Genomic DNA, 18,525 nt, shown 5'->3' with positions numbered 1-18,525 from the left:
AGGGCCGCTTCGCAGCCCAGCGGGAGCAAGCTCCCTCGCCACAACAGCTCTTCACCACGACTCAAGTCAGAACTTGATGAAATGCTTGCGGTAATGCTGCAGCTCGGCAATCGACTCACGAATATCGTCCAGTGCCAGGTGGGTGCTGCCCTTGTGGAAGCTGTCTTTGACTTCCGGCGCCCAGCGCGCGGCCAGCTCCTTCAAGGTCGACACGTCCAGGTTGCGGTAGTGGAAGTAGCTTTCCAGCGCCTTCATGTGGGTATAAAGAAAGCGGCGGTCCTGGCAAATGCTGTTGCCGCAGATCGGCGACTTGCCCTTGGGTACCCACTTTTCCAGGAAGGCGATGGTTTCCGCTTCAGCCTCGGCCATGCTCACGCGGCTGTCGCGCACACGCTGGGTCAGGCCCGAGTTGCCGTGGGTGCGGGTGTTCCACTCGTCCATGGTGGCCAACACCGCATCGCTGTGGTGAATGGCAATCACCGGACCTTCGGCCAAGGTGTTGAGGTTGCTGTCGGTGACAATGGTCGCCATCTCGATGATGACGTCGGTGTCAGGGTTCAGACCGGTCATTTCCAGATCGATCCAAATCAGGTTCTGTGGGTTTTGCATGTCGTGGTTCCTTGGCACCTTGGCGTAGCTGCGCAGTTTAGCAGGCAGGGCGTGCTAGACTCGCGACCGTTTTACCTAACCTTTGCATTATCGACACGGAACACCAATGGCCAAACGCCAGCTTAACCGTCGCCAAAACTGGCGCATCGAAAAGATTCAGGGTGAACGCGCTGCCCGCGCCGCCAAACGTGAATCCTCCGCCGTGGAAGCACTTGAGGGCGGCGACCTGGGCCCCGAGCAAACGGGCCTGGTGATCGCGCACTTCGGTGTGCAGGTCGAAGTCGAGGCCACCGAAGGCGATCACGCCGGCCAGGTGTTCCGTTGCCACCTGCGCGCCAACCTGCCTGCGCTGGTGACCGGCGACAAGGTGGTATGGCGTGCCGGTAACCAGGGCATCGGCGTCATCGTCGCCCAGCTGCCGCGTACCACCGAACTGCGTCGCCCCGACAGCCGTGGCCAGCTCAAGCCGGTAGCGGCCAACGTCGACATGATCGTCATTGTCTTCGCGCCACTGCCCGAGCCCCATGCCAACCTGATCGACCGCTACCTGGTAGCGGCCGAACACGCCGGCATTCGCCCGCTGTTGCTGCTGAACAAATTCGACCTGATCGACGAGCAGAACGCCCCGGCGCTCAACGCGCTGCTGGCGGTGTACCGCACCCTCGGCTACCCGGTGCTGGAAGTCTCGGCGCATCACGGCAATGGCATGGAACAATTGCAGACCGAGCTGGATGGACGCATCAGCGTGTTCGTCGGCCAGTCGGGTGTGGGCAAGTCGTCCCTGGTCAACAGCCTGTTGCCGGAAGTCGAAACCCGTGTGGGTCCATTGTCGGAGCTGTCCGGCCAGGGCACCCACACCACCACCACCGCGCGATTGTTCCACTTCCCGGGCGGCGGTGAACTGATCGACTCCCCAGGCATTCGTGAATTCGGCCTGGGCCATGTGAGCCGTGCCGATGTTGAAGCGGGCTTTATCGAGTTCAACGACCTGATCGGCACCTGCCGCTTCCGCGACTGCAAACATGACCGCGAGCCGGGTTGCGCCCTGCTCAAGGCCCTGGAAGACGGCCGCGTACAGCAGCAGCGAATGAACAGCTATCGCTCGATCATCGCCAGCTTGCCTGAGACCACTTACTAAGCTGCGAATCGGTGCCGTGCCATGCCTTGAAACACATAAAGCATGGCACGGAGCCCCCGTCCCCATTGATTAAATCAAGTCAGCCATCAAGAATCCGCTGCAACTGGGCGGCCCATGATGCAAGCCAGCTTGAACTCGATTTTCCCAGTGCTCATACTCGCTCCGTCACCAGCGCAAGCTGGCAGGAGTCTGGATCCTTTTCGGGGTTGATCCAGCGGCGCAGAAGGGGCGAAGCAAGCTCCACTGCGTGTCGAATGAAGCCGCCTTCGGGCGGCTTTGCTTTTTCCGGGGAATCGACGATTGCCTCTCTACTACCATCCTAAACAAGGCGATGTTCTTCTATGCGACTTCACACGGGGCTTTGTGGCTCCTGAAATGCTGAAGATCCGCAAAGTCGTCGTCATATCGCCTACTGCCACACACAAGCGCAAACTGTGCACAGTGGTCCCGACCTCCTCCACTGCTCCCGACATTCAGTACGACTGGCACCATTTGTTGCGGATCAATCCACTGCACACCGATGGCTATAAAGCGCTATGGGTGAAATGCGGCATGATCTACACCGTCAGTTTCGAGCGACTGGACAAGCTGCACAGAAAGACCAGGACTACAGGGCGAGAGTATTTTGTACCGCGTCTGGGCGCAGAGGATATGCGAGGCGTGATTGACGGCGTGAAAGCTTATCTCCCGATCTGATACATCGATCAAAAAAATGCCCCGAGAGTTAGGGGCATTTTTTAATGGTCGAAACAACACTCATGAACCCGTCGCAGGCTGAGTCGGATCCTTCACACCGCCATCGTCAAACAGGTTCAGCTTCTGCCGCAGCTCATGGGCTGGCAGCGGCTCCTGCTCGGGCGGCAGTGCGTTCGGGTCTGCCGGCACTTCGCCCGGCGCGCCTTCACCCTGGGTCGGCGCCGGTGGCGTCGCAGGCGGGTCACCTTCAATCGCCCGCTGGGCCTTTTTGGTCAGCACGACGATATCGATGCGTCGGTTGATCGGGTTGAACGGATCCTTGGGATCAAACAGCTGCGAGGAAGCAAACCCCACCACCCGCGCCACTTGCGGGTCCGGATAGCTGCCAGCGACCAGTGCACGACGGGCGGCATTGGCCCGGTTGGCCGAGAGCTCCCAGTTGCCGAAGTCGCCCTGCCCTGCATACGGCTTGGCGTCGGTGTGGCCACTGATGCTGATCTTGTTCGGCACCGCCTTGATGGTGTCGGCCATGGCCAGCAGGATGTCTTCAAAGTACGGCTTCAACCGCGCGCTGCCAGAGTCGAACATCGGCCGGTTGGCGGCGTCCGTGATCTGGATGCGCAAGCCATCGGGCGTGATCTCGAAGGAAATCTGGTCCTTGAACTTCAGCAGTTGCGGGTTTTCCTCAACCTTGGTCTGCAGCTCTTGCAGCAGCAATTCCAGGCGCTCCTGCTCGACCTGTTCGGCCATGCTCTCAACGGTATCGCGCTCGATCGGAATTTTTTCCTGGGGCGAATCGGTCTTGACCTCAGGATTGATGGTGCGCTCTGGCGCCAGTTGCGGCGAACCACCGAGGTCGATCACAAAAGGCGTGCCGCTCTCGGAGAAACCGATGGGGTCCTTGAAGTACCCGGCGATGGCGATCTTCTGTTCCGGCGTAGCGGTGGACATCAGCCACAGCACCAGGAAGAACGCCATCATCGCCGTCGCAAAGTCGGCGAAGGCGATTTTCCAGGCGCCGCCATGGTGCCCCGCAGCGAAGCGCTTGACGCGCTTGATGATGATCGGCTGGTTGTTTTCCATGGCTTAGCGACCGCGAACCGCTTGTTCCAGCTCAGCGAAGCTTGGACGGTGCTTCGGATACAGCACCTTGCGCCCGAACTCCACCGCCAGCGATGGCGGCATGCCGGAAGCCGATGCCACCAGGCACGCCTTGATGGCTTCGTACAGATTTACTTCTTCCTTGGCATCGTGGGCCAGGGACGTGGCCAGCGGGCCGAAGAAACCGTAGGCCGCGAGAATACCGAAGAAGGTACCTACCAGCGCCGCACCTACGTGCATGCCGATGGCAGCCTGATCGCCTTCGCCGAGGGAGGCCATGGTCACTACGATCCCGAGAACCGCCGCAACAATACCGAAACCGGGCATGCCGTCAGCGATACCGGTCACGGCGTGGGACGGGTGCTCCAGCTCTTCCTTGAGGCTGAACAGCTCCATGTCGAACAAGCCTTCCAGCTCATGGGGCGCCATGTTGCCAGACGACATGATGCGCAGGTAATCACAGATGTAGGCAGTCATGCGCTCGTCTTTGAGCACCGCCGGGTACTTGGCGAAAATCGGGCTCGCCGAAGCGTCCTCGATATCACCTTCAATGGCCATCATGCCTTCGCGGCGGCTCTTGTTGAGGATCTCGTAGATCAGCCCCAGCACTTCCAGGTAGAAGGTGTGGGAGAAGCGCGAGCTGAACATGCCCAGCGACTTCTTGATCACGTGCATGGTCATGTAGCCAGGGTTGGCTTGCAGGAATGCACCGAACGCCGCACCGCCGATAATCAGCACTTCGAAGGGCTGGATCAGCGCCGCAATCTTGCCGTGGGAAAGGACGTATCCGCCGAGCACGCTCGCGATGACGACGATGATGCCGATAATTTTAGCCATAGGGGATGAGTACTTGCGCCGTCGGGTTCAGGGTCATATTCGCCAGAGTTGAAAACTCTTGTTCTACTTATCGGCAAATCTGCGCCAGACTATAGCTCGTTATGGCGAAAAACCAGTTCGGCCCGTCCCGGGCGTGTTGACCGCAAGTGATGATCGCGCCCCAATCATGGCAAATGAAACGACAGTCCCAACTCAAAAACCCACGACACTGGCCGCTTGGATAAAGCGTCTGGACGATGTGCTCTTGCCTGTTCCACAGGCAAGCCACGACCGTGTCTGCAAGGCCATCGCCGATAACCGCAGTTCGTTGCGCGATATTGCGGATCTGATGCAGAACAGCCCGGCACTGGTGCTCAGCGTGATGCGCGAGGCGAATAACCAGGCCCACGGCAGCCTCGCGGAACCGGCAGAAAACCTCGAAGTGGCGATCAATCGCCTCGGCCTCAAACGCACCGAGGAACTGCTGTCGCGTTTGCCTTCAGTGCCACTGAATGAAATCCCCGTGGCCCTGCGCCAGTTGCAGATGATCAGCCAGCACGCCTCGCAACAAGCCAGCGGGCTCTTCGCCAGCCGCCTGGCGCGATTGTGGCAGGACATCCACTGGGGCAGCCTGCTGTTTCTTTCGCCGCTGTGGCCGATGGCGATTGCCTACCCCAAGCTGCTGGAAGCATGGGAACTGCGAGTGATCCATAAGGGTGAATCGGCCCGCATAGTCGAACAGGAACTGTTCGGTGTGCGCCTGCTGGACCTGTGCCTGGGATTGACCGAGGCCTGGCGCCTGCCGATCTGGGTGTCCCAGGGTTATACGTTACTGCTGAAGGAAAAGCGTTTGCTGGCCAAGGCGCTGCGCATCGCCCGCGCAGACGACCCCTTGCGTCAACAGCAGTTGCTGGATGCCGACCCAAACCTGCGCCGCTGGCTGAATCAGCCGGCGAATACCGTGCTGTTGGCCAACGGCCTGGCGCTGGCGGCGCAGGAGTCGTGGACCTGCCCGCACACCCAACGCTGGCAATACCTGACCGCGCTTTACCTGCAACAACCGCTGGCCGAGGTGCAACAACAGTCTCACCAACACGCAGCGATCAGTGCCCGCAACACCCTCATGCGCGACCTGTGGCACCCGGCGTTGTCGTTGCTCTGGCCCTGGGATGTACAGCGCGTTCACCACGGGTTGCTGCCGGCACCACCGCCCACCGCCGAATCCCTGGCAATCTGGCGCAAGCGCTGCACCGAATTGCTGGTAGAGCCGAACCGCTTTGCCAACGCCATGCACCTGACCACCTGCGCCAAGGAAGCCCTGGTGGCCTGCGGCATGCAACGGGTGATGCTGCTGATGGCGGACAAAACCCTGAGCACCTTGCGCGTGCATCAAGTCGACGGCCTGCCCAAAGACGCCGACCACATGAGCCTCGACGCGACACAAAGCACCCTGCTGCAACGCCTGCTGGCCAAGTCCGCTCAGGTGCGCCTCAACCCCGACAACCATGCTCAGTTCTCGGCACTCCTGCCTGCGCAACTGCGCCGCCTGTTCAAGGGCGAGCATCTGCTGCTGCGCTCTCTGAGTTGTAATGGCCGGGTGGTGATGCTGATGGTGGCCGACCAGGGCGGCGGGCCGTTCTCGGAAACCACCGTGCAAGCCTTCGGCAAAACCGCCCAATGCATCGAAAAGGCCCTGCACAGCTTTACCAACCGCAGCGCCTGAAGCTTGCGCTACAATCGCCCTCCTTTAGCGCCCAACTTTTATGCCCAGGAGACCTCACATGCCTGACTTCTCTGGCTTGCCGCTGGTTATCGAGGCCAGTGACCTGCTCGGTCGCCTTGATGCCGAACACCTGATCCTGGTGGACCTCACCAGCGCCGCGCGTTACGCCGAAGGGCATATCCCCGGCGCACGCTTTGTCGACCCCAAGCGCACCCAACTGGGCCAGCCACCAGCGCCGGGCCTGCTGCCGGGCAAGGCTGATCTGGAAAAGCTGTTCGGCGAACTGGGCCACACTCCGGATGCCACTTACGTGGTGTACGACGACGAAGGCGGCGGCTGGGCCGGGCGATTCATCTGGATGCTCGACGTCATCGGCCACAAGAAATACCACTACCTCGACGGCGGCCTGCTGGCGTGGCTGGAAGAAAAACACCCAGTGTCCACCGAGGTACCGGCCAGCGCCGGCGGCCCGGTCAGCCTGACGTTGCATGAAGAACCCACCGCCACCCGCGAGTACCTGCAAAGCCGCCTCGGCGCTGCCGACCTGGGCATCTGGGATGCCCGCGGCCCGCTGGAATACTCCGGGGAGAAAGTCCTCGCGGCCAAGGGTGGACATATCCCGGGCGCGGTGAACTTCGAATGGACCGCCGGCATGGACAAGGCGCGCCAACTGCGCATCCGCCGCGACATGCCGCAGATCCTCGAAGACCTCGGGCTGACCCGCGACAAAGAAATCATCACCCACTGCCAGACTCACCACCGTTCTGGCTTCACCTACCTGGTGGCCAAGGCGCTCGGTTATCCGCGAGTCAAAGGTTATGCCGGTTCCTGGGGCGAATGGGGCAACCACCCCGACACCCCCGTTGAGATTTAAGGTTTAAGGACAGTTAATGAAAAAGCAGTTGTTCATCCTCAGCCAGTACTTGCTGCCCCACCACCTGCTGTCGCGTCTGGCCGGTTGCATTGCCGAATGCCGCGTACGCTGGTTCAAGAATGCGTTCACCACCTGGTTCGCCAAGCGCTATCAAGTGGACATGTCCCAGGCCCTGGTTGAAGACGTGACCGCTTACGAGCACTTCAACGCCTTCTTCACCCGCGCCCTGAAAGACGGTGCACGGCCGCTGGATCAAACTCCAGGCGCGGTGCTGAGCCCGGCCGACGGCGCTGTCAGCCAGTTGGGCCCGATTGAACATGGCCGGGTGTTCCAGGCCAAGGGCCACAGCTTCAGCGTGCTGGAATTGCTCGGTGGCGATTCGGCGGTGGCTGCGCCATTCATGGGCGGTGATTTCGCCACGGTCTACCTGTCGCCGAAGGACTACCACCGGGTGCACATGCCACTGGCCGGCACCCTGCGGGAAATGGTCTACATCCCTGGCCGCATCTTCTCGGTAAACCAGACCACCGCCGAAAACGTGCCGGAGTTGTTTGCACGTAACGAGCGTGTTGCCTGCATTTTCGACACCGAACGTGGCCCGATGGCCGTGGTACTGGTGGGTGCAATGATCGTGGCGTCGATTGAAACCGTATGGGCCGGCCTGGTTACACCGCCGAAGCGCGAACTGAAAACCTTCCGCTACGACGAAGCTGCCCGCGGGCCGATCCATCTGGAAAAAGGCGCGGAACTGGGACGCTTCAAGCTGGGTTCGACGGCGATCGTGCTGTTTGGGCCGGACCAGGTGACATGGTCGGCAGAAATGCGCGCGGGGACGCCGGTGCAGATGGGCCAGGGCATGGGTTTACCGAAAGCCTGACCTAGCGATCATTCCCACGCTCTGCGTGGGAATGCATCCCGGGACGCTCCGCGTCTCAACCTCAAAATCGGACGCGGAGCGTCCAGGGCGGCGTTCCCACGCAGAGCGTGGGAACGATCTTCAGAGCTGACCGTCGCGGTCGCGGAAGCCCAACAGGTACAACACCCCATCCAGCCCCAAAGTCGAAATCGCCTGCTTGGCCGATTGCTTGACCAGCGGCTTGGCACGAAACGCCACACCCAACCCGGCAATCGCCAGCATCGGCAAGTCATTCGCCCCGTCGCCGACCGCAATGGTCTGCTCCAGACGCAACCCTTCCTTGTGTGCCAATTCCCGCAGCAGGTCAGCCTTACGCTGCGCGTCGACAATCGGCTCTACCGCCACGCCCGTCACCTTGCCGTCCACCACTTCCAGCTCGTTGGCGAACACGTAGTCGATACCCAGCTTGGCTTGCAGTTGCTTGGCGAAGTAGGTGAAGCCGCCAGAAAGGATCGCGGTCTTGTAGCCCAGGCGCTTGAGTTCGGCGAACAGGGTTTCGGCGCCTTCGGTCAGGCGCAGGGAGGCACCGATGGAGTCCAGCACGCTCACATCCAGGCCCTTGAGCAGCGCCAGGCGCTCCTTGAAGCTGGCACGGAAATCCAGCTCACCGGCCATGGCGCGCTCGGTGATTTCCGAGACTTGCTCGCCCACACCCGCAGCCTTGGCCAATTCGTCGATGACTTCGGCTTCGATCAGCGTCGAATCCATGTCGAACACCGCCAGGCGGCGATTGCGGCGGAACAGCGAGTCTTCCTGGAAGGCGATATCGACGTTCAGCTCCTGGGCAACGCTCAGGAATTCGGCACGCAGGGCCTGAGGATCTGCCGGCTCACCGCGTACGGAGAACTCAATGCAGCCCTTGCCCTTGTCCGCTGGTGTGTCCAATGGCATGCGACCCGACAGACGGTCAATATGGTCGATATTCAAACCGTACTGAGCCGTGATCGAACTGACACGCTGCAGTTGCTCGGCTGTCACCTTGCGGGTCAACAGCGTCACGATGTGGCGTTTCTTGCCCTGGCCGGCCACCCAGCTCTGGTAATCCTCTTCGGACACCGGGGTGAAACGCACCTGCTGATCGAGCTTATACGCCGTAAACAGGATGTCCTTGAGCACGGACGAGGCCTGCTCGGTGCTGGGAATTTCCACCAGGATGCCGAACGACAGCGTGTCGTGAATCACCGCCTGGCCGATGTCGAGAATGTTCACACCACCCTGGGCCAGAACACCGGTAATGGCTGCGGTGAGACCCGGACGGTCTTCACCGGTGATGTTAATCAGGACAATTTCGCGCAAAGCGCACCCCCGAGCTGGAAAAAAACCGCATTCTACCCACTTTCAGTGACCATCGGGCACAGCCAGCGCTTTGCCGGTCTTGGGCCTGTCGCTATACTGCGCGTCAACTTCACGGACTAAAGAGCCGAGCTTAAGTGAACCGGCCCACGCCAGTAAAAACCGACAACTTCTTCCTGCTGATCTTCCGGGCACTGCGCCACCGCCGTGTACCGATCGCATTACGCATTGCCAGCCATAACGTGATCCTGGTCGCCCTGGCCCTGGTCATCTACGCCTGCGTGATGGGTTTGCAGTTCAAGCAGGCCATGCATGAGCAAGCCGACGCCCTGGGCGAGAGCCTGACCACCCAGACCGCCACCTCGGCGACTGAGTTGTTGGTGTCCAACGACATCCTCAGCCTCAACGTGCTGCTCAACAACCTGACCAAGAACCCGCTGGTGGCCCACGCCGCTATCTATAGTGTGGACAACCGGATCATGGCCGAAGCCGGGCAACGCCCGAAAAACGGCCTGCTGGGTGAAGCCGAAGGTCTATACCAGAGCAATATCACGTTTCAGGACGTGAAGGCTGGCCAACTGCGCATCAGCCTGGACATGCAACAGTTCCAGCAGCCGATGACCATCAGTCTGCAAAGCATGGGTATCTTGAGTGCGATCCTGCTGGCACTGTCCCTGGCCTTGAGCTTGCGCCTGGGCCGGCATATCTCCACGCCACTGATGCAACTGCGCATCTGGCTGCGGGATATCGACGAGCACACCCCGGCCACCGACCGCCAGGACGAAATCGGCGACCTCGCCCGCCAGCTGCACACCAGCTTCGCGCAGGAGCCCGTGGTGCCCGAGGTTGAACCCGAGCCTGAGTTCGACGACACCGAGTACGAAGACGACGAGCCCGAGTTTGAGGTGCGCAACCTGCGCGACCCGAGCTTCGACGAGTCCGCGCCTGTGGCCGGTCTCAAGCCCGCAGCCCGTCATGTGATCAAGGCGGAAGAAGACGAACTGGACGAAGAAGACCCGTTCGCCGATCTTCGCGACAACTCAGCGCCAACGACCACCGTGCCGCAGCCGGCCCCCGTGCGCAGCACCCAGCCCCAGCACAGCGCCGTATTGGCCGTGCAGTTGGGCGCACAGGACCAACTGCGCCGCTTGCCGCGGGCACGCCTGACGGAGTTGCTGGAGCGCTATCGTGATTGTCTCGACCAGGCGGCCTCGCTGTATCAGAGCGAGCTGCACACCCTGAACGATGGCAGCACGCTGATGCTGTTCCACAGCGAAGACAGCGGCGAAGACTACCTGACCAACGCCATCTGCTGCGGTGAGCTGCTGCGGGCCCTGGGCCATGCGCTGCAGATCGAAGTGGCCGACAGCGGTATCACCTTGCAGCTGCAATTGGGCCTGACAGTGGGCGACGATCTGTATGGCATGAGCCAGATTGATCTGCTGCTGACCGAGATTGCCCAGGACGCCCTGGCCTTGTCGCAACACAGCCGCAACCTGCTGCTGGTGGAACGCAAGATCAGTGACGACGTGCTGATTCGCCAGCGTGCGCGGATCCGCCCGATTGCCAGCCCTGAGGGTGCGTGCTGTGTGGAGCGGCTGATGGAGCCTTACCCGTCGATGCTTGAGCGTCAGCTGGCGCGGATGCATGAGACGCGGGCAAAGAACTGAAGAACAACGCTGAACCCCTGTGGGAGCGGGCTTGCTCGCGAAAGCGGTGTATCAGAAACACATTTGGTGACTGACACTCCGCTTTCGCGAGCAAGCCCGCTCCCACACTTGATCTGCGAACGACTCAGATCCCGCATAAACAAAAAGGCCCGCTCATCAGCGGGCCTTTTTGTTGGTCTGTATTCAGGTCAGAACCTGAACACTTCCATATCCGTACGAATCGGCACGGCCATCGGCATCTTCGGCTTCTCCGGTGCCGCAGCCTTGGGCTGCGCCGGGGCCTGTTTGCGTGGAGCCTCTGCAACCGCCGGCTGATTGGCCAGCGGCTTGAGAGCGACGGACAGCTGCTCAGCCAAACGCTGCAGCAACACACCCTGAGCCTGGACCTGGGACGCGGTGCTGCCGGCGTGTTCTTCCTGCAAGTGCACGATGCGGTTGTCCCGCACCTGGCCACGGCGGTCAATCAAGCGCCACTGCGCGTCGAGGATCGCGGGTTGCGAAACGCCCGAGTCCAGCCGCGTAATGGTCAGCAGCACCTGTACGTCCGGGGCAAAACCCAACGGCGCCGGGGCCAACACCACACGCTGGCTGTCCAGATGGCCCGCCACCTGGCGCAACATCAACTGATTGATGTCGGACGACAGGCTACCGGCCCAGCGGCCATCGGTGGAACCTTGCAGGCTGCCGTCGTTCTGACGTTGCAGCAGGGTTTCACGTTGCAGGTAGTCGGCCACCACAACCGGGCCAAGCAATACGGCCATGCCGGCACTTTGTGCAGGCTGAGCCGGACTTCCACTGTCCAGCTGATACAGCGACACAGGTTGATGTGTGCTGCAACCCGCCAGGCCCAAAACGCCAGCGAGCAACAAAAATAAAGGAAGGCGCGGAGCAGTCATCATCCCATCCAGGTGGCTGCCACAAGGCGAACCACAATGTAATACTCAAAAATAACCTAAACGCGCTCAGCCACGCCGGCGCTGGAAAGGCCATATCATCCGTGAATATGCGCCATGACTCCAGCGCGAAAGCGTCGATCTACGGGTTAAATCGTAGATCGGGCGCTCTATATCGCGTTAAACCGGCGTTTCCACCAGTAAAGCGTCCACTCGCTGGAAGCCGCGCGGCAGTTTATTGCCGCGACGACCCCGCTCACCCTTGTAGTGCTCAAGGTCGTCAGGGCGCAGTGACAACGTGCGCTTGCCGGCCTGCAACACCAGGGTCGAGCCTTCCGGGATCACGGCGATGTCGGTCACGTACTCTTCGCGACTGGCCACCCGCTCCCCGGGGATACCAATGATCTTGTTGCCCTTGCCTTTGCCCAACTGCGGCAAATCGCTGATCTTGAACACCAGCAGGCGCCCCTCGGTGGTCACCGATGCAAGCCAATTGCCTTCACGGTCTTCCACCGGACGCGGCAGGATCACCTTGGCGTTGTTCGGCAGGCTCAACAACGCCTTGCCCGCCTTGTTCTTGGCCTGCAGGTCTTCACCCTTGACCACGAACCCGTAGCCCGCATCGGAGGCGATGACGTACAGCGAATCATCGTCCGGCAGCAGCACGCATTCAAAATTCGCACCCGGTGGCGGTGTCAGGCGCCCGGTCAACGGTTCGCCCTGCCCCCGCGCCGACGGCAACGTATGCGCCGGCACCGAATAACTGCGACCGGTGGAGTCGATAAACACCGCAAACTGGTTGGAACGCCCCGCCGCAGCGGTTTTGAAACCGTCACCAGCCTTGTACGACAGGCCGGTGGCGTCAATATCATGCCCCTTGGCCGAGCGAACCCAACCCTTTTCCGACAGAACGACGGTAATTTTCTCGTTGGGCAGCAGCTCGGTTTCGGTCAGGGCCTTGGCTTCGGCACGCTCGACAATCGGCGAACGGCGATCGTCGCCATAGGTTTCGGCATCCTTGATCAGCTCGGTGCGCACCAGCTTCTTCAGCTTGGCTTCGCTGCCCAGCAGGGCCTGGAGCTTGGCTTGTTCCTTGAGCAGCGCGTCCTGTTCGTCGCGCAGCTTCATCTCTTCCAGCCGCGCCAACTGGCGCAGACGGGTGTCGAGGATGTAGTCAGCCTGGATCTCGCTGAGTTCGAAGCGCGCGATCAGCTCGGCCTTCGGGTGCTCGGCAGTACGGATGATGTGGATCACTTCATCCAGGTTGAGGTAGGCAATCAACAAACCGTCCAACAGGTGCAGGCGGCGTTCGACCTTGTCCAGGCGGAATTTCAGGCGGCGACGCACGGTCTGTACCCGGAACTCCAGCCATTCCACCAGCAATGCCCGCAGGTTCTTCAACTGCGGCTTGCCATCCAGGCCGATGATATTGATGTTGACGCGGTAGCTGGACTCCAGCTCGGTGCTGGCGAACAGATGCTGCATCAGCACTTCGTGGTCGACCCGGCTGTTGGTCGGGATGATCACGATGCGGCACGGGTTTTCGTGGTCGGACTCGTCACGCAGGTCGGCGACTTGCGGCAGCTTCGACGGCTTGGCCTGCATCAACGCGGCAATCTGCTCCAGCACCTTGGCGCCGGATACCTGGTGCGGCAGCGCGGTGACGATGATGTCGCCGTCTTCGATGTGGTACACGGCGCGCATGCGCACCGAGCCTTTACCGGTCTGGTAGATTTTCAGCAGATCGGCGCGCGGCGTGATGATTTCCGCTTCGGTCGGATAGTCCGGCCCCTGAATGTGCTCGCACAACTGCTCGACCGTAGCCTTCGGCTCGTCCAGCAGGCGCACGCACGCGCTGGCCACTTCCCGCAGGTTGTGGGGCGGTACGTCAGTGGCCATGCCCACGGCGATGCCGGTGGTGCCATTGAGCAGGATGTTCGGCAAACGTGCCGGCAACACCAACGGTTCGTCGAGGGTGCCGTCAAAGTTCGGGCCCCAGTTGGCCGTGCCCTGGCCCAGCTCGCTGAGCAGTACTTCCGAATACCGCGACAAGCGCGCTTCGGTGTAACGCATGGCGGCGAAGGACTTGGGATCATCCGGCGCACCCCAGTTACCCTGGCCATCCACCAGCGTGTAGCGGTAGCTGAACGGCTGGGCCATCAGCACCATGGCCTCGTAGCACGCCGAGTCGCCATGGGGGTGGAATTTACCGAGCACGTCACCGACGGTACGCGCCGACTTCTTGTGCTTGGAGTCAGCGTCCAGGCCCAACTCACTCATCGCATAGATAATGCGCCGCTGTACGGGCTTCAGGCCGTCGCCGATATGCGGCAAGGCACGGTCCATGATCACGTACATGGAGTAGTTGAGGTAGGCATTTTCGGTGAAGTCAGCCAGCGACCGGCGTTCAACGCCGTCTAAGCTGTCTGCAAGGATGTCACTCATGCGGGCCTCATCATTGTTTGGTCTGGCGCAGCAGCAAGGTGCCGCTGCGCTGGGTAAATTCAAGTTGTTTCAATGCACTCATGCCCAGCAATACCTGTTCATCGCCCAAACCCGGTACCACGATGGCGCGCACGTCCTGAAGGACGATATCGCCCAGTTGCAGGCGGCCCAGCTCGGTCCGGAAGCCTTGGGTTCGCCCGTTGGCCGTACTCACGCCAACCGGCATGCCGCGCTTAAGCCCGAGACGGTCGGCCAATTCGGCCGGAACCGCCACGTCGGTGGCCCCGGTGTCGAGCATGAACTGCACCGGCTGGCCGTTGATCTGGCCAGTGGCGACGAAATGCCCTTGGCCGTTGCCCAGCAATTTTACTTCGACATAACCCTCGTGTTGCTCCGAGGTCACCACGGCATTGGGATTTTCCTGTCGCGCTTCCCACTGTCCAAAAAATCGGGTCGCCAAAAACAGGCCGGCGCCCCACGCGACGAACATCAACACTCGGCCGGCGCGCTTGCCGGGAGGTTGCGCACTCATGGCTTGGCGCTCCAGCCACCCGCAGGGGCGGCGAAACGATAGACCATCGGCCGCTTTTCGCCATCGGCGCGGGCACCGAAGTTATTGTCGATACCGATCCAGGCACCGTCAGCGTCCACCACCAAGGCTTCGGCCAATCCATAGGCCTGGGCATAACGCCGATTCGGCGTCAGCGCTTCATCGGCAAACGACCAGCACAACTCCACCTGGGCCGTGACCGCATCCCGGCGACACACCTGAAACGCATTGCGCTCCAGGGTAAACAGCTTGCCATTGAACAGCGCCAGGTCGGCAAAGTCCTTGGACACCGCCTTGGCGCCCGGAAACTGCGCCGGCTGCATCTCCTGGCCGGCCTCGCTCAGCAGTACACAAGGGCCGTCACAATCCCAGAGGGTTTGCGGGCGCTTGATGGAGATCAACCCGCGCCGCTCACGCTCTGCTGCGAGCCAGATTTGATTGCCTTCCGGGTTCACCACGATGCCTTCAAACAGCGCGTTGAAGTGCAGCAGCATCCCACTGGCCCGCGCCTCACGCACCATGCCCGGGGCGATCTTCAACCACTCGGGCTCACCGGTCACCGGCACTTGCAGCACCGCCGCGTGGGCTTCGCTGACGATGTAACGGTTGCCCGCCGCATCGCAGCTGATGCCTTCAAAATCCAGATCACCACCGCGAATCAACGAAGCCGCCTTGGTGCGCGAACGCAAGCCAAAGGGCAAACCCGACTCCGGCACCGGCGGCACGTCAATCCCGTACTTCTCTGCTTTCCAGACGTCACCGGCGGTATCGAGCCGGTAGATCTGGTCGTCATCGCGATCGGAGACTGTCCACAATTCGTTACCGCATAAGGCCAGGCCCGACAGGTTTCCGCCGCGCATGCCTTCCACCGGGTGTTCCGACAACAGCTTCAGCTCAGCCACAGGCGCCGCGACCACCGAAGTGGTCGCCAACCCGCTCAACAACAGTATCGCCAGGGCGAAACCGCTGCGCATCAGCCCAGAACCTCGGCCAGGTTGCCCTTGGACTCCAGCCAGTTCTTGCGATCCGGCGCGCGTTTCTTCGCCAGCAACATGTCCATCATTTCCGAGGTAGCGGCGAAATCTTCCAGGGTCAACTGCACCAGGCGCCGGGTGTTCGGGTCCATGGTGGTTTCCCGCAATTGCGGCGGGTTCATCTCACCCAGGCCTTTGAATCGAGTGACCTGAGGTTTGCCGCGTTTCTTCTCGGCCACCAGGCGATCGAGGATGCCATCGCGCTCGGCTTCGTCCAGGGCGTAGAAAATCTCTTTGCCCAAGTCGATGCGGTACAGCGGCGGCATGGCGACATAGACGTGACCGGCATCCACCAACGGGCGGAAGTGCTGGACGAACAGCGCACAGAGCAAGGTCGCAATGTGTAAACCGTCGGAGTCGGCGTCGGCGAGGATGCAGATCTTGCCGTAGCGCAACTGGCTCATGTCTGCCGCACCCGGGTCGACACCGATGGCCACGGCGATGTTGTGCACTTCCTGGCTGGCCAGCACTTCGCTGCCATCGACCTCCCAGGTGTTGAGGATCTTGCCGCGCAGGGGCAGGATCGCCTGGAATTCCTTGTCCCGCGCTTGCTTGGCCGAACCGCCGGCGGAATCACCTTCCACCAGGAACAGCTCGGAGCGCATCGGGTCTTGCCCGGCGCAGTCCGCCAGCTTGCCCGGGAGTGCCGGGCCCTGGGTAATGCGCTTGCGTTCGACTTTCTTGCTGGCCTTCAGGCGGCGGCCGGCGTTGTTGATCGCCAGCTCTGCCAGGGCCAGGCCCAATTCAGGGTGTTCGTTGAGCCACAGGCTGAAGGCATCCTTCACAACGCCCGAGACGAACGCCGCAGCCTCGCGGGACGACAGGCGTTCCTTGGTCTGGCCGGAGAATTGCGGCTCCTGCATCTTCATCGACAGGACGAACGCGATCCGCTCCCAGACGTCTTCCGGCGCCAGCTTCACGCCGCGCGGCAGCAGGCTGCGGTATTCGCAGAATTCGCGCATGGCGTCCAGCAAGCCCTGGCGTAAACCGTTGACGTGGGTACCACCCTGGGCGGTCGGGATCAGGTTGACGTAGCTTTCCTGAACGCTGTCGCCACCTTCCGGCAGCCACAGCAAGGCCCAGTCCACCGCTTCTTTATTACCCGCCAGGCTGCCGCAGAACGGCTCGTTGGGCAGGCGTTCGAATTCGCTGACGGAGTCTTCCAGGTAGGAGCGCAGCCCGTCTTCGTAATGCCACTCGACCTTTTCGCCGGTGCCTTTGTCTTCAAAGCTGACCAGCAGGCCCGGGCACAGCACAGCCTTGGCCTTGAGCACATGCTTGAGGCGGCTGATGGAGAATTTGGGCGAATCGAAGTATTTCGGGTCCGGCGCGAAGTACACGCTGGTGCCGGTGTTACGCTTGCCGACGGTGCCGATCACTTCCAGGTCGGTGGCTTTGTAGCCATCGGCGAAGGTCATCTGGTACTCGTTGCCGTCCCGCTTGACCTTGACCCGCACGTGGTTCGACAGGGCGTTGACCACGGAAATACCCACACCGTGCAAGCCACCGGAGAACTGGTAGTTCTTGTTGGAGAACTTGCCGCCGGCGTGCAGCTTGGTGAGGATCAGCTCGACGCCCGACACCCCCTCTTCCGGGTGAATGTCCACCGGCATGCCGCGACCGTCGTCGGACACTTCCAGGGAATGGTCGGCGTGAAGGATGACTTGTACCGACTTGGCGTGCCCGGCCAAGGCTTCGTCGACACTGTTGTCGATGACTTCCTGGGCAAGGTGGTTCGGCCGACTGGTGTCGGTGTACATGCCGGGGCGTTTGCGCACCGGGTCGAGGCCCGAGAGGACTTCGATGGCGTCGGCGTTATAAGAGCTAGCGCTGGGAGTGGCCATGGGGTCTCGTCGTGAGTCGTTCGATTAAAAAGTAACCTGCGGTTTCACAATGCGGTGAAATCGAAGGATTGGTACTGATCTGCGCCAATGCCGGCAAAACTCAACAGCGCCGGTAACTGCTGGGCAAAACCTTGGTAACCGTGGTCGCCACCGGCCTGGATGCGCAAGGCACAGGCCCGGTAATACTGCTGGGCGAGCCGATAATCCAGTGTTTCATCGCCGGTCTGCAACCACACCTGATAACGCTGGGGGTCCTGAGGCGCCGGTACTTCCAGCTCGGCCAGGGCTGCAACGTGATCGTGGGTCAATTCCCAGGTTTCATCGGTGTAGAGGTTCTTCTGGGTGCCCAGGTATCCGTCGAACATCCGATGAGGGCTGACTGCCGGGTTGACCAGCAAGGCGTTGAGGCCATGGCGTTCGGCAAGATGGGTTGCATAGTAGCCGCCGAGGGAGCTGCCTACCAGCAGTGGCCTTCCGAGCTCACGGATAGCCGCCTCCAACTGGGGGATCGCCTGGCGGGGGTGATGATGCAGGGCCGGCACGCGCAACTGGTCGGCCAGACCGAGGCTGCCCATCACGGTGATCAACTGGCTGGCCTTGTTGGAGGCGGGAGCGCTGTTGAAGCCGTGGATATACAAGATCGATGCGGACATTCCGGGTCCTCTGTGGGTCAGCTCAAAGAGGGGGCAGTTTACAGGGAACTTGAGGGCTAGGCTCTAGCGGGGTTTCTGGGTGCATATCCGTTATTTGGGTGAGGGCTGATAGCACAGCGGCCTACCGGCCGGCTTGAGTGTGGTGAAGCAAAAGCAACAGCAAAACCAGAAGCGGGCACGGTCCAAATGTGGGAGCGGGCTTGCTCGCGAAGGTCGTTAACGATGACGCGGGCATCCTGATTCAACGCGGCGGTCTCAGGTTTTTCGCGA

General features: G+C 61.3%; 16 protein-coding genes. 6 read left to right on the top strand and 10 right to left on the bottom strand.

Annotated elements, in window-relative coordinates:
- Positions 1-66 precede the first annotated feature (66 nt).
- On the bottom strand, positions 67-609 hold the full coding sequence (gene orn / locus NVB75_RS22680) for an oligoribonuclease (RefSeq protein WP_003217529.1): 543 nt from the start codon (positions 607-609) through the stop codon (positions 67-69).
- A 106-nt stretch (positions 610-715) separates the two neighbouring features.
- Between orn and rsgA the strand changes: the two genes are divergently transcribed.
- Together rsgA and NVB75_RS22670 are read left to right on the top strand one after the other, a co-directional pair.
- Positions 716-1,747, top strand: a complete 1,032-nt coding sequence (gene rsgA, locus NVB75_RS22675; protein ID WP_258343418.1) for a small ribosomal subunit biogenesis GTPase RsgA — start codon at positions 716-718, stop codon at positions 1,745-1,747.
- A 300-nt stretch (positions 1,748-2,047) separates the two neighbouring features.
- Positions 2,048-2,443, top strand: a complete 396-nt coding sequence (locus NVB75_RS22670; RefSeq protein WP_258343417.1) for a type II toxin-antitoxin system PemK/MazF family toxin — start codon at positions 2,048-2,050, stop codon at positions 2,441-2,443.
- A gap of 60 nt (positions 2,444-2,503) precedes the next feature.
- Here the strand turns inward: NVB75_RS22670 and motB are convergent, their stop codons facing one another.
- Both motB and motA read right to left on the bottom strand, forming a co-directional pair.
- A complete protein-coding gene (gene motB, locus NVB75_RS22665; RefSeq protein WP_258343416.1) occupies positions 2,504-3,526 on the bottom strand; it encodes a flagellar motor protein MotB in 1,023 nt (340 codons plus the stop codon).
- 3 nt (positions 3,527-3,529) lie between these two features.
- On the bottom strand, positions 3,530-4,381 hold the full coding sequence (gene motA / locus NVB75_RS22660) for a flagellar motor stator protein MotA (RefSeq protein WP_258343415.1): 852 nt from the start codon (positions 4,379-4,381) through the stop codon (positions 3,530-3,532).
- A 166-nt stretch (positions 4,382-4,547) separates the two neighbouring features.
- Here motA and NVB75_RS22655 point away from each other — a divergent pair, with 166 nt between their 5' ends.
- The 3 genes from NVB75_RS22655 to asd are packed head-to-tail and all read left to right on the top strand — an operon-like array spanning position 4,548 to position 7,834.
- Positions 4,548-6,083: an HDOD domain-containing protein gene (locus tag NVB75_RS22655; RefSeq protein ID WP_258343414.1), complete on the top strand. Its 1,536-nt coding sequence runs from the start codon at positions 4,548-4,550 to the stop codon at positions 6,081-6,083.
- 58 nt (positions 6,084-6,141) lie between these two features.
- Positions 6,142-6,957 (top strand): rhodanese-like domain-containing protein, encoded by an 816-nt coding sequence (locus tag NVB75_RS22650; RefSeq protein WP_102367974.1) that lies wholly within the window; start codon positions 6,142-6,144, stop codon positions 6,955-6,957.
- Positions 6,958-6,973: 16 nt separating this feature from the next.
- A complete protein-coding gene (gene asd / locus NVB75_RS22645; protein WP_076018069.1) occupies positions 6,974-7,834 on the top strand; it encodes an archaetidylserine decarboxylase in 861 nt (286 codons plus the stop codon).
- Between the two features lie 120 nt (positions 7,835-7,954).
- Here asd and serB read toward each other — a convergent pair whose 3' ends face one another.
- Entirely contained in the window at positions 7,955-9,169 is a 1,215-nt protein-coding gene (gene serB / locus NVB75_RS22640; RefSeq protein ID WP_003217536.1) for a phosphoserine phosphatase SerB, read from the bottom strand.
- Positions 9,170-9,303: 134 nt separating this feature from the next.
- On the opposite strand from serB, the gene NVB75_RS22635 reads away from it, so the two are divergent.
- Complete coding sequence (locus tag NVB75_RS22635) at positions 9,304-10,836, top strand: AhpA/YtjB family protein (protein WP_258343413.1); 1,533 nt, start codon at positions 9,304-9,306, stop codon at positions 10,834-10,836.
- A gap of 188 nt (positions 10,837-11,024) precedes the next feature.
- Here the strand turns inward: NVB75_RS22635 and NVB75_RS22630 are convergent, their stop codons facing one another.
- From NVB75_RS22630 to NVB75_RS22605, 6 genes are all read right to left on the bottom strand, one after another.
- Positions 11,025-11,732: a membrane integrity-associated transporter subunit PqiC gene (locus tag NVB75_RS22630; RefSeq protein ID WP_026078082.1), complete on the bottom strand. Its 708-nt coding sequence runs from the start codon at positions 11,730-11,732 to the stop codon at positions 11,025-11,027.
- Between the two features lie 177 nt (positions 11,733-11,909).
- Positions 11,910-14,174, bottom strand: a complete 2,265-nt coding sequence (parC, locus tag NVB75_RS22625; RefSeq protein WP_258343412.1) for a DNA topoisomerase IV subunit A — start codon at positions 14,172-14,174, stop codon at positions 11,910-11,912.
- A 10-nt stretch (positions 14,175-14,184) separates the two neighbouring features.
- On the bottom strand, positions 14,185-14,706 hold the full coding sequence (locus NVB75_RS22620; protein WP_167664818.1) for a TIGR02281 family clan AA aspartic protease: 522 nt from the start codon (positions 14,704-14,706) through the stop codon (positions 14,185-14,187).
- Positions 14,703-15,698: an esterase-like activity of phytase family protein gene (locus tag NVB75_RS22615; RefSeq protein ID WP_258343411.1), complete on the bottom strand. Its 996-nt coding sequence runs from the start codon at positions 15,696-15,698 to the stop codon at positions 14,703-14,705. Before NVB75_RS22615 ends, NVB75_RS22620 begins: the two co-directional genes overlap by 4 nt.
- On the bottom strand, positions 15,698-17,602 hold the full coding sequence (gene parE / locus NVB75_RS22610; protein ID WP_003209518.1) for a DNA topoisomerase IV subunit B: 1,905 nt from the start codon (positions 17,600-17,602) through the stop codon (positions 15,698-15,700). Before parE ends, NVB75_RS22615 begins: the two co-directional genes overlap by 1 nt.
- 44 nt (positions 17,603-17,646) lie before the next feature.
- The gene (locus NVB75_RS22605; RefSeq protein ID WP_258343410.1) at positions 17,647-18,255 is read right to left on the bottom strand and encodes a YqiA/YcfP family alpha/beta fold hydrolase; all 609 of its coding nucleotides are present in this window, start codon (positions 18,253-18,255) and stop codon (positions 17,647-17,649) included.
- Between the last annotated feature and the right edge of the window lie 270 nt (positions 18,256-18,525).

Source organism: Pseudomonas sp. CBS (assembly GCF_024734645.1).
GTDB lineage: Bacteria > Pseudomonadota > Gammaproteobacteria > Pseudomonadales > Pseudomonadaceae > Aquipseudomonas.
This window is presented reverse-complemented; position numbering and strand designations above follow the sequence as displayed.

What these genes read in the sequence shown, in the direction of transcription:
- orn (WP_003217529.1), bottom strand. Translation starts at nt 609, where the DNA reads ATGCAAAACCCACAGAACCTGATTTGGATCGATCTGGAAATGACCGGT.
- rsgA (WP_258343418.1), top strand. Translation starts at nt 716, where the DNA reads ATGGCCAAACGCCAGCTTAACCGTCGCCAAAACTGGCGCATCGAAAAG.
- motB (WP_258343416.1), bottom strand. Translation starts at nt 3,526, where the DNA reads ATGGAAAACAACCAGCCGATCATCATCAAGCGCGTCAAGCGCTTCGCT.
- motA (WP_258343415.1), bottom strand. Translation starts at nt 4,381, where the DNA reads ATGGCTAAAATTATCGGCATCATCGTCGTCATCGCGAGCGTGCTCGGC.
- NVB75_RS22655 (WP_258343414.1), top strand. Translation starts at nt 4,548, where the DNA reads ATGGCAAATGAAACGACAGTCCCAACTCAAAAACCCACGACACTGGCC.
- NVB75_RS22650 (WP_102367974.1), top strand. Translation starts at nt 6,142, where the DNA reads ATGCCTGACTTCTCTGGCTTGCCGCTGGTTATCGAGGCCAGTGACCTG.
- asd (WP_076018069.1), top strand. Translation starts at nt 6,974, where the DNA reads ATGAAAAAGCAGTTGTTCATCCTCAGCCAGTACTTGCTGCCCCACCAC.
- NVB75_RS22630 (WP_026078082.1), bottom strand. Translation starts at nt 11,732, where the DNA reads ATGACTGCTCCGCGCCTTCCTTTATTTTTGTTGCTCGCTGGCGTTTTG.
- parC (WP_258343412.1), bottom strand. Translation starts at nt 14,174, where the DNA reads ATGAGTGACATCCTTGCAGACAGCTTAGACGGCGTTGAACGCCGGTCG.
- NVB75_RS22620 (WP_167664818.1), bottom strand. Translation starts at nt 14,706, where the DNA reads ATGAGTGCGCAACCTCCCGGCAAGCGCGCCGGCCGAGTGTTGATGTTC.
- NVB75_RS22615 (WP_258343411.1), bottom strand. Translation starts at nt 15,698, where the DNA reads ATGCGCAGCGGTTTCGCCCTGGCGATACTGTTGTTGAGCGGGTTGGCG.
- parE (WP_003209518.1), bottom strand. Translation starts at nt 17,602, where the DNA reads ATGGCCACTCCCAGCGCTAGCTCTTATAACGCCGACGCCATCGAAGTC.
- NVB75_RS22605 (WP_258343410.1), bottom strand. Translation starts at nt 18,255, where the DNA reads ATGTCCGCATCGATCTTGTATATCCACGGCTTCAACAGCGCTCCCGCC.